We start from the raw sequence: 9,383 nt of genomic DNA, 5'->3' as shown, positions 1-9,383 counted from the left end.
TAGCGGGTCATGAAGGTCAGGCCGGGAATGCCGAGGCCGACGAAGTCGTAGTCGTAGCGCAGTTGCCAGGAACGCTCCTTGGGGCCGGCGAAGTCGTTGACCTGGACGAAGTTGACCAGGTACGGGTTGCTGCCTTCCAGGTAGGGGAAGGCGTCGTCGCCGTTCATTCGCTGCCAGGCCGCGCCGAAGGCATGGTTGCCAAGGCTGTAGGTGAACATGCCGTTGAGCGACTTGTTGTCGATGCCGCCGGCCTTGGCCGAACCGCTGTCGGTGCTGCGGGCGAAGCGCAGGTCGCTGGTCAGTTCGCCGGGACCGATCGGCCAGCTGTGCAGCAGGCCGACGAAGTGCTGGCGGTAGACGTCCTGCAGGTTGCTGTAGTGATAGCTGGCGGTGAGTTGGTCGGTGAGCTTGTAGTCCAGTCCGCCGAGGTCGAAGTGATCGGCGCTGACCCCGGCGAAGCGGCCGTTCTTGTCGTTCAGCGCGAGGTCCTCGGAGTCGCTGGAGTCGCGGATCTTGGTCTTTTCCAGGCGCCCGGCGGTGAAGCCGAGGTCCTTGATCTCCTTCGAGGTGAGCAGCGCGCCTTCGAATATCTGCGGGAAGATCCGCCCGTTGTTCGGTTGTACCGATGGCAGCTTCGGAATCAGCGTGCCGACCTTCAGCTCGCTCTGCGAGACCTTGACCTTGGCGGTCAGGCCCAGTTTCGAGTAGGTGTCCGGTGCGCGGCCGTCGGAATCCTTCGGCAGCAGTCCGGTACCGCTGCGGCCGCGGCCGGAGTCGAGCTTGACGCCGAGCATGCCCATGGCGTCGAGGCCGAAGCCGACGGTGCCCTGGGTGTAGCCGGACTGCAGGTTGAGGATGAAGCCTTGCGCCCACTCCTCGCGCTTGGACTGGCCGGGGCCGTCGCGGAAGTCGCGGTTCATGTAGAAGTTGCGGGTTTCCAGGCTGGCCTTGCTGTCTTCGAGGAAGCCGGCGGCGTTGCCCAGGGGCGCGATGCCGGCGAGCACGACGGCGGTGGTGGTCAGGGTGGTGCTGCGGGACAAACGTACAGACCTTGCGGCCTGCGGCAGGGAAGTCGACATGCAGTGGTCTCCGATTCTTGTTCTTGTACGCCGAGCACCACGCTGCAGGGCGTTTTGGCGGACGATCTGCGCCGTCCATCGACTGATCCTAAGACGCCAAGCTTTCGCCAGGCTTTCAGCAATCCCCGGTGGCAGAGAAGCCATTTACCGGAGGGTTTTCCCCGGTACACTTCGCCTCTTGTGCCCTCATCCGGTGGTGGAGAACCGTCCATGCGCATCCTTCTGGTGGAAGATCATCCGCAGCTCGCCGAAAGCGTGGTCCAGGCGCTCAAGGGCGCTGGCTGGACGGTAGACCTGCTGCAGGACGGGGTGGCCGCCGACCTGGCCCTGGCCAGCGAGGAGTACGCCCTGGCGATTCTCGACGTCGGCCTGCCGCGGATGGACGGCTTCGAGGTGCTGGCGCGCCTGCGCGGGCGCGGCAAGACCCTGCCGGTGCTGATGCTGACTGCGCGCGGCGAGGTGAAGGACCGGGTGCACGGCCTCAATCTCGGCGCCGACGACTACCTGGCAAAGCCTTTCGAACTGTCCGAGCTGGAGGCGCGGGTCAAGGCCCTGCTGCGCCGCAGCGTGCTCGGCGGCGAACAGTTGCAGCGCTGCGGCGCCCTGGTCTACGACCTCGGCACCCGGCGCTTCAGCCTCGACGAGCAGCCGCTGACCCTGACCTCGCGGGAACAGGCGGTGCTGGAAGCGATGATCGCCCGTCCGGGGCGGGTGATGAGCAAGGAGCAACTGGCCGCCCAGGTCTTCGGCCTGGACGAGGAGGCCAGCGCCGACGCCATCGAGATCTACGTCCACCGCCTGCGCAAGAAGCTGGAAGGCGGCGCCGTGCGCATCGTCACCTTCCGCGGCCTCGGCTACCTGCTGGAGGCGCAGGGTGACTGATGCCGGCAGTCTGCGCGGACGGCTGCTGCTGTGGCTGGCCCTGCTCCTGCTGCTGGTGCTCCTGGCGAGCGGCCTGAGCGCCTACTGGAACGGTCGCGAGGTGGCCGACACCGCCTACGACCGGACCTTGCTGGCCTCGGCGCGGGCGATCGCCGACGGGCTCTACGAGAAGGACGGCACCCTGCGCGCCGACGTCCCCTACGTGGCACTGGATACCTTCGCCTACGACAGCGCCGGGCGGATCTTCTACCAGGTCAACGACATCCATGGTCGGATGATCTCCGGCTACGAGAATCTTCCGGCAGCACCCGCCGAGACCCTGCGCACCGACGACTACCCGGCCTTGGCGAAGTTCTACGACGGCGTCTACCAGGGCGTCGACGTACGCGTGGTGAGCCTGCTGCAACCGGTCAGCGAACCGAGCATGAGCGGCATGGCGGAGATCCGCGTGGCGGAGACCGAAGGCGCCCGCGAGCGCATGGCGCGCAGCCTGATGACCGATACCCTGTTGCGCCTGGGCGTCCTCGGCGTCGGCGCGCTGGTGCTGGTGTGGCTGGCGGTGAGCGCCGCGCTGCGTCCGCTGGATCGCCTGCGCCGCGAGGTGGAAGAGCGCCAGCCGGATGACCTGCGACCGTTGCCGATGCTCGAGGTCCAGCATGAATTGCGGCCGCTGGTGGAGTCGCTGAACCACTTCACCCAGCGCCTGCGCAGCCTGTTCGAGCGGCAGTCGCAGTTCATCGCCGATGCCGCCCACGAGTTGCGCACGCCGCTGGCGGCGCTCAAGGCGCGCCTGGAACTGGGCCTGCGCGAGCAGGAGCCGGAAGCCTGGCGTTCGACCCTGGAGACCACGGCGAAGAACACCGACCGCCTGATCCATCTGGCCAACCAGCTGCTCTCCCTGGCGCGCATCGAAAGCGGCGCCCAGGCCATCGCCGAGGGCGGCGCCGAGCGTATCGACCTGACCGCCCTGGCCCGGGAACTGGGCCTGGCGCTGGCGCCGCTGGCCTATGCGCGGGGAGCCTCGCTGGCGCTGGAAAGCGCCGGGCCGGTGTGGATCCAGGGTGAACCGACGCTGCTCAACGAATTGCTCAGCAACCTGCTGGACAACGCGCTGGCGCACACCCCGCAGGGCGGCAACGTGATCCTCAGGGTGCTGGAGGGGGGAGTGCTGGAAGTGGAAGACGATGGTCCGGGAATTCCCGCCGCCGACCGCGAGCGGGTCTTCCAGCGCTTCTACCGGCGCGGCGACAGCCCCGGCAGCGGCCTGGGGCTGGCGATCGTCGGCGAGGTCTGCCGGGCGCACCGGGCGCAGATCCAGCTCGACCAGGGCGAACTGGGCGGCTTGCTGGTGCGGGTGCGCTTCCCGGCGGAGTAGGGCGGGCCTATTGCAGCATGCTGGTGGCGGCTTCCAGGGCGCTGGAGAGGTCCTCGTCTTCCTTCATGTCGACGGTCGGTTCGAGGCCGAGCTTGGCGAACGCCGGGATCTGGCTCCAGTCCAGGCGGGTATAGGGATGCTCGCTGCCAAGGTAGCTCTGCAGGGTGGCGACCTGGACCAGGTCGGTATAGTCGGCGCGCGGCGAGTTGCGGGTGAAGTCCAGGTGCTGGCGCGGGACCTCGGCGATCGGCGCGGGGAAATCCCAGGCCTTGAGGATGCGCTCGCCGATCAGCGGATGGATGCGCTCGATCACGTGGCTCAGGCTGATGGAGTCCGACAGCAGCTCGTTGTGATCCTCGGCGTAGGTGAGGATCGGCAGCACGCCGATCTGGTGCACCAGCCCGGCCAGGGTCGCCTGGTCCGGCGCCAGGCGGGTGTAGTGACGGGCCAGCACGTGGCAGATGCCGGCGATCTCGGTGCTCTTGTTCCAGACTTCGCGCATCTTGCGGTCGACCACGTCGGTGGTGGCCTGGAACATCTGCTCCATGGCCAGGCCGGTGGCCAGGTTGCAGGTGTAGTTGATGCCCAGCCGACTGATCGCCATCTGCAGGTCGGTGATTTCCTTCGGGCTGCGCAGCAGCGGACTGTTCACCACGCGGATGATGCGCGCGGTCAGCGCCGCGTCGTTGCCGATCACCTTGCTCAGGGCCTGGATGCTGACATCCGGGTTCTCCGCCGCCTCGCGGACCTGCAGGGCCACCTCGGGCAGGGTCGGCAGCACCAGTTCATCCTGATCGATGGCGCGGATCAGGTCCTGTTGGACTTTGTCGGCAAGCTTGCTCATGGCATTTCCTTTGAAAACGCAATGGCCGGAGCACGCTCTACGTGCACCGGCCATGGGAATACTGGCGGGCCGTCCGCGGACGGCGAGGCACAGTTTACGGTCAGCGCTGGATTTCGCGGTCGCTGTCCAGCGTGTAAGGCAGATTGAGGAGGACGAGCGGCGCTCCTTCGGCGCTTCCGAGGCTGATCCGGCCGTCGGCGACGGCGTCGTCCTGCAGCACGGCGAGCAATTCCACGCTGTTCTCCGGCGTACGGGCGGCCAGTACCACTTCGCCGACGCTGGTGGAATGGACCGGCGAGAACAGCCCGGTGCCGGGCGCCGGCACCTCGTCTGCGTCCAGCGCCAGGCGATACAGGCGGCGCTTGAGGCGGCCGAGATACTGCATGCGGGCGACGATTTCCTGGCCGGTATAGCAGCCCTTCTTGAAGCTGACCCCGCCGACCGCCTGCAGGTTGATCATCTGTGGGATGAACAGCTCGCGGGTAGCGCCGAACACCTGGCCGACGCCGGCGCGCACCTGGCCGAGCAGCCAATCGTCGAGCGGCGCCTCGCGGCTGTGCTCGCGGAGCGTGGCAAGCACCGCCTCGGCGCGCTGCGCCGGAACCCATAGCTCGACGCGGGCGTCGCCCAGGGCGACGGCGAGCAGGTCGCCGTGGCGGGCGATCCTGCCGCTCTCCGCCGGGGTGTCTATCCCCAGGGCGCGCAGTGCCTCGCCGGCGTCGCGCAAGCCTATGCGGAGCCAGGCTGCGCTCTCGTCGGCAAGGCTGGCCTTGGAGAATACGGCGTATTTCTTCAGCTCCGCCAACTGGGCCTCGAGCAGCTCGCCGGCCATCGCCAGCAGCAGGCCGTCGCCCTCGGGCAGGATGCGGAAGCTCGATAGCAGGCGGCCCTTGATGTTGCAGCGGCCGCCGAGGCTGGAGGTCTCGTCGTTCAGGTAGGCGAGGTTGCAGGTCAGCTGGCCCTGGAGGAACTTGGCGGCGTCCGGGCCGCGGACGGCGAGGATGCCTTCATGGACTAGCGGGGTGTGGAAAGCGGGGTCGGCCATTGCGATGCTGCGCGGTCAGTCAGTCAGGACCGTCATCATAGAACTCGGTCCGAGGCTTGTCAGCGGGCAAGAATGCCTGGCGCATCCGCCTTGACGGTTGTCGGACACTTCCGAGGCCGCCGTCGGCATGGGCCTGCGTCCCGCGCGGATACCCTTGGTTTGCCGGGCAATACGACCAAGGGCGGACGCCGGCGGAGCGACGCCTCGTCATCGGGCCGCGCCATTCGAGCGCAACCGCCCTATAATGCCGGGCGTTTTCGAGGAGCCCGAACATGGCAGATGAAACCGAACTGAAACGACTCTACTGGCACAGCCGTCGCGGCATGCTGGAACTGGATGTGCTGCTGGTGCCTTTCGTGCAGGAGGTTTACCCGGGCCTGGACGCCGAGGACCAGGCGCGCTTCCGCAAGCTGCTGGAGTGCGAGGACCAGGACATGTTCGGTTGGTTCATGCAGCGCGGCGAGCCGGAAGACGCCGACCTGCGGCGGATGGTGCGGATGATCCTGGACCGTGTCCAGCCGGATTGAGCCGTTCGAATGCCGCTGGCGGGTCTCTCCGATCCTGCTGGCGGCGAGCCTGGCACTGTGGGCCCTGGCGCTGCTGTCGATCCTGCTGGCGGCGCTGCCGGTCTGGCTGAAGCCGCCGCTGGCGCTGGTCTGCCTGGCCTACGGTGCCTGGGGGCTGTACCGCCAGGTACTGCTGCGCGGCTCGCGGGCCTTCCGTGGCTTGCGCCATGACGAGCGGGGCTGGCAGCTGTGGAGCGCCGGAAGCGGCTGGCAAGCGGTGCAATTGCGCCCTGACAGCCTGGCGCTGCCCTGGCTGATCGTACTGCGCGTGCGCCTGCCGGGCCGCTGGCGCATCCTTGGCTGCTGTATCCCGGCCGATGCGTTGGGCGCCGACAACCATCGGCGCCTGCGTGTCCGCCTGCGCTTCAGTCGCCGTAGATGGGCGGCACCAGGATAGTGTCGCGGGCTTCGGGCAGCAGGTCCGGATAATCCAGCGTGTAGTGCAGGCCCCGGCTTTCGCGGCGCTGCATGGCCGAGCGGATGATCAGTTCGGCGACCAGCGCCAGGTTGCGCAACTCGATCAGGTCGCGGCTGACCTTGTAGTTGCTGTAGAACTCGTCGATCTCGCTGAGCAGCAGGCGCACCCGGTGCTGGGCGCGCTGCAGGCGCTTGTTGGTGCGCACGATACCGACGTAGTCCCACATGAAACGCCGCAGTTCGTCCCAGTTGTGCGCGATGATCACGTCTTCGTCGGAGTCGGTGACCTGGCTGGCGTCCCAGCTCGGCAGGCTTTCCGGCAGGGGCGTGCCGGGCAGGCGCTGGAGCATGTCGGCGGCGGCAGAGCGGGCATAGACGAAGCATTCCAGCAGCGAATTGCTGGCCATGCGATTGGCGCCGTGCAGGCCGGTGAAGGTGGTCTCGCCGATGGCGTAGAGGCCTGGCACGTCGGTATGCCCGTGCTGGTCGACGAGCACGCCGCCGCAGGTATAGTGCGCAGCTGGCACTACCGGGATCGGTTGCTGGGTAATGTCGATGCCGAAGTCCAGGCAGCGCTCGTAGACGGTGGGGAAGTGCGCCTTGATGAACTCGGCCGGCTTGTGGCTGATGTCCAGGTAGACGCAGTCGATCCCCAGGCGCTTCATTTCATGGTCGATGGCGCGGGCCACGATGTCCCGGGGCGCCAGTTCGCCACGCGGATCGAAGCGCGGCATGAAACGCTCGCCATTGGGCAGGCGGAGCAGGGCGCCTTCGCCGCGCAATGCCTCGGTGATGAGGAAACTCTTGGCCTGCGGGTGGTACAGGCAGGTCGGATGGAACTGGTTGAATTCCAGGTTGCCGACCCGGCAGCCGGCGCGCCAGGCCATGGCGATACCGTCGCCGGAGTTGCCGTCGGGATTGCTGGTATAAAGGTAGACCTTGCTCGCGCCGCCGGAGGCCAGCACGCTGAAGCGGGCACGGAAGGTATCGACTTCGCCGCTTTCCCGATTCAGCACGTAGGCGCCCAGGCAGCGCTTGCTCGGCAGGCCGAGCTTGCGCTCGGTGATCAGGTCGACCGCCACCCGCTGCGACAGCAGCTCGATGTTCGGTCGCCGCCGGGCCTGGGCCAGCAGGGTATTGAAGATCGCGGCGCCGGTGGCGTCGGCGGCATGGATGATGCGCCGGTGGCTGTGCCCGCCTTCGCGGGTCAGGTGGTATTCGAAGCTGCCTTCCTCGTGGTTGTGCTGCTCGTCGCGGGTGAAGGGCACCCCCTGTTCGATCAGCCACTGGATCGCTTCGCGGCTATGCTCCACGGTGAAGCGCACCGCATCCTCGCGGCACAGGCCGCCACCGGCGACCAGGGTGTCCTCGACGTGGGATTCCACGGTGTCGGTATCGTCCAGCACGGCGGCCACGCCGCCCTGGGCCCAGTAGGTCGAGCCCTGCGACAGTTCGCCCTTGCTGAGGACGGCGATGCGCAGGTGTTCCGGAAGGGTCAAGGCCAGACTCAGGCCGGCGGCGCCGCTGCCGATGACCAGTACATCGTGTTGATAATGTTGGCTCATGCCCGCATTTCCCCGTGGTGGAGCCCTAGTATATAGAAGGGCCTGGCGGCACAATAGCGCACCCCCGCTGCCGGTCCGGCGGATGAGCTGCGGGCCTGTCATCGGCAGGCGTCATCAGAGCGGGGCGATGTAGTGCTGGAACTTTCTTAGACGCATCGGTTCCAAAGCAGGATGCCTGAAGACCTCGTCCGGTTGGCCTACCCAGCGGCACAGAGGCCGGGCCCTGAGCCCGATGCAATCCATTTTCGCGGGGCCCGGACACGATGTCCGGGGCCGCACGTCACGAGCGAGGAAAAAACTCGTGACGCATGCTTGGAGGGGAGAACTTTTGCAAGAAGCCCGAGTCTATCTTGGCAAGACGATTCGCTGGGACGCTCGAAGCTCCTCCAGGTTCGAAGAGGAGCTTTCATGCTAACCCAGGAACAGGATCAGCAACTGGTTGAACGGGTACAGCGCGGAGACAAGCGGGCTTTCGATCTGCTGGTACTGAAATACCAGCACAAGATACTGGGATTGATCGTGCGGTTCGTGCACGACGCCCAGGAAGCCCAGGACGTAGCGCAGGAAGCCTTCATCAAGGCATACCGTGCGCTCGGCAATTTCCGCGGCGATAGTGCTTTTTATACCTGGCTGTATCGGATCGCCATCAACACCGCGAAGAACCACCTGGTCGCTCGCGGGCGTCGGCCACCGGACAGCGATGTGACCGCAGAGGATGCGGAGTTCTTCGAGGGCGACCACGCCCTGAAGGACATCGAGTCGCCGGAACGGGCGATGTTGCGGGATGAGATCGAGGCCACCGTGCACCAGACCATCCAGCAGTTGCCCGAGGATTTGCGCACGGCCCTGACCCTGCGCGAGTTCGAAGGTTTGAGTTACGAAGATATCGCCACCGTGATGCAGTGTCCGGTGGGGACGGTACGGTCGCGGATCTTCCGCGCTCGTGAAGCAATCGACAAAGCTCTGCAGCCTTTGTTGCGAGAAGCCTGACACAGCGGCAAATGCCAAGAGAGGTATCGCTATGAGTCGTGAAGCCCTGCAGGAAACTCTGTCCGCTGTGATGGATAACGAAGCGGATGAACTCGAGTTGCGGCGGGTGCTCGCAGCTTGCGGCGAGGATGCCGAGCTGCGTTCCACCTGGTCGCGTTACCAGTTGGCGCGGTCCGTCATGCACCGCGAGCCTACCCTGCCGAAGCTGGATATCGCTGCGGCGGTCTCTGCTGCCCTGGCCGACGAGGCCGCTCCGCCGAAAGCGGAGAAGGGACCGTGGCGGATGGTCGGTCGCCTGGCGGTCGCTGCCTCGGTGACCCTGGCGGTGCTGGCCGGCGTGCGTCTGTACAACCAGAACGACGCCCTGCCGCAGATGGCGCAACAGGGGACCACCCCGCAGATCGCCCTGCCTCAGGTGAAAGGCCCGGCCGTGCTGGCCGGCTACAGCGAAGAGCAGGGGGCGCCGCAGGTGATCACCAACTCCTCGTCCAGCGATACCCGCTGGCATGAGCAGCGTCTGCCGATCTACCTGCGTCAGCACGTGCAACAATCCGCCGTCAGTGGTACAGAGAGCGCGCTGCCCTACGCTCGGGCAGCCAGCCTGGAAAACCGCTGAGGAG

The 9,383-nt window shown here is 66.6% G+C and carries 10 protein-coding genes; 6 read left to right on the top strand and 4 right to left on the bottom strand.

Translation table 11 applies throughout. The annotated features are described in order from the left end of the window. The coding region (locus HMPREF2914_RS05975; RefSeq protein WP_070702808.1) for an OprD family porin at nucleotides 1–1,079 on the bottom strand (1,079 nt) is incomplete at its 3' end. A 210-nt stretch (nucleotides 1,080–1,289) separates the two neighbouring features. Here HMPREF2914_RS05975 and HMPREF2914_RS05970 point away from each other — a divergent pair. Beyond that, complete coding sequence (locus HMPREF2914_RS05970; protein WP_003085524.1) at nucleotides 1,290–1,961, top strand: response regulator; 672 nt, start codon at nucleotides 1,290–1,292, stop codon at nucleotides 1,959–1,961. Beyond that, entirely contained in the window at nucleotides 1,954–3,336 is a 1,383-nt protein-coding gene (locus tag HMPREF2914_RS05965; protein ID WP_003085526.1) for a sensor histidine kinase, read from the top strand. The genes HMPREF2914_RS05970 and HMPREF2914_RS05965 overlap by 8 nt, the downstream gene beginning before the upstream one ends. Before the next feature lie 7 nt (nucleotides 3,337–3,343). On the opposite strand, the gene HMPREF2914_RS05960 is transcribed toward HMPREF2914_RS05965, so the two are convergent. Both HMPREF2914_RS05960 and HMPREF2914_RS05955 read right to left on the bottom strand, forming a co-directional pair. Then, complete coding sequence (locus tag HMPREF2914_RS05960; protein WP_023092193.1) at nucleotides 3,344–4,180, bottom strand: HDOD domain-containing protein; 837 nt, start codon at nucleotides 4,178–4,180, stop codon at nucleotides 3,344–3,346. 100 nt (nucleotides 4,181–4,280) lie between these two features. Beyond that, nucleotides 4,281–5,225 (bottom strand): CAF17-like 4Fe-4S cluster assembly/insertion protein YgfZ, encoded by a 945-nt coding sequence (locus HMPREF2914_RS05955; RefSeq protein WP_023092192.1) that lies wholly within the window; start codon nucleotides 5,223–5,225, stop codon nucleotides 4,281–4,283. A 272-nt stretch (nucleotides 5,226–5,497) separates the two neighbouring features. Between HMPREF2914_RS05955 and HMPREF2914_RS05950 the strand changes: the two genes are divergently transcribed. Continuing rightward, nucleotides 5,498–5,752, top strand: coding sequence for an FAD assembly factor SdhE (locus HMPREF2914_RS05950; protein ID WP_003085532.1), 255 nt, complete (start codon nucleotides 5,498–5,500; stop codon nucleotides 5,750–5,752). Further along, nucleotides 5,736–6,188 carry a protein YgfX gene (locus HMPREF2914_RS05945; RefSeq protein WP_023092191.1) on the top strand — a complete coding sequence of 151 codons (453 nt, stop codon included), beginning with the start codon at nucleotides 5,736–5,738 and terminating at the stop codon, nucleotides 6,186–6,188. The genes HMPREF2914_RS05950 and HMPREF2914_RS05945 overlap by 17 nt, the downstream gene beginning before the upstream one ends. Here the strand turns inward: HMPREF2914_RS05945 and nadB are convergent. Beyond that, nucleotides 6,157–7,773: an L-aspartate oxidase gene (gene nadB, locus HMPREF2914_RS05940; RefSeq protein ID WP_003110247.1), complete on the bottom strand. Its 1,617-nt coding sequence runs from the start codon at nucleotides 7,771–7,773 to the stop codon at nucleotides 6,157–6,159. The two genes, HMPREF2914_RS05945 and nadB, sit on opposite strands and share 32 nt — an antisense overlap. A gap of 408 nt (nucleotides 7,774–8,181) precedes the next feature. Between nadB and rpoE the strand changes: the two genes are divergently transcribed. After that, entirely contained in the window at nucleotides 8,182–8,763 is a 582-nt protein-coding gene (gene rpoE, locus HMPREF2914_RS05935; RefSeq protein WP_003085543.1) for an RNA polymerase sigma factor RpoE/AlgU, read from the top strand. 31 nt (nucleotides 8,764–8,794) lie between these two features. Further along, the gene (gene mucA / locus HMPREF2914_RS05930; RefSeq protein WP_003101958.1) at nucleotides 8,795–9,379 is read left to right on the top strand and encodes an anti-sigma factor MucA; all 585 of its coding nucleotides are present in this window, start codon (nucleotides 8,795–8,797) and stop codon (nucleotides 9,377–9,379) included. The last annotated feature ends 4 nt before the right edge of the window (nucleotides 9,380–9,383 follow it).

This window comes from Pseudomonas sp. HMSC067G02 (genome assembly GCF_001813485.1).
In the GTDB taxonomy this organism is placed as follows: Bacteria; Pseudomonadota; Gammaproteobacteria; order Pseudomonadales; family Pseudomonadaceae; genus Pseudomonas; species Pseudomonas aeruginosa.
This window is presented reverse-complemented; position numbering and strand designations above follow the sequence as displayed.

Excerpts from the sequence above, each read along its gene's own strand:
- HMPREF2914_RS05970 (WP_003085524.1), top strand. The coding sequence starts at position 1,290 with ATGCGCATCCTTCTGGTGGAAGATCATCCGCAGCTCGCCGAAAGCGTG.
- HMPREF2914_RS05960 (WP_023092193.1), bottom strand. The coding sequence starts at position 4,180 with ATGAGCAAGCTTGCCGACAAAGTCCAACAGGACCTGATCCGCGCCATC.
- HMPREF2914_RS05955 (WP_023092192.1), bottom strand. The coding sequence starts at position 5,225 with ATGGCCGACCCCGCTTTCCACACCCCGCTAGTCCATGAAGGCATCCTC.
- HMPREF2914_RS05950 (WP_003085532.1), top strand. The coding sequence starts at position 5,498 with ATGGCAGATGAAACCGAACTGAAACGACTCTACTGGCACAGCCGTCGC.
- nadB (WP_003110247.1), bottom strand. The coding sequence starts at position 7,773 with ATGAGCCAACATTATCAACACGATGTACTGGTCATCGGCAGCGGCGCC.
- rpoE (WP_003085543.1), top strand. The coding sequence starts at position 8,182 with ATGCTAACCCAGGAACAGGATCAGCAACTGGTTGAACGGGTACAGCGC.
- mucA (WP_003101958.1), top strand. The coding sequence starts at position 8,795 with ATGAGTCGTGAAGCCCTGCAGGAAACTCTGTCCGCTGTGATGGATAAC.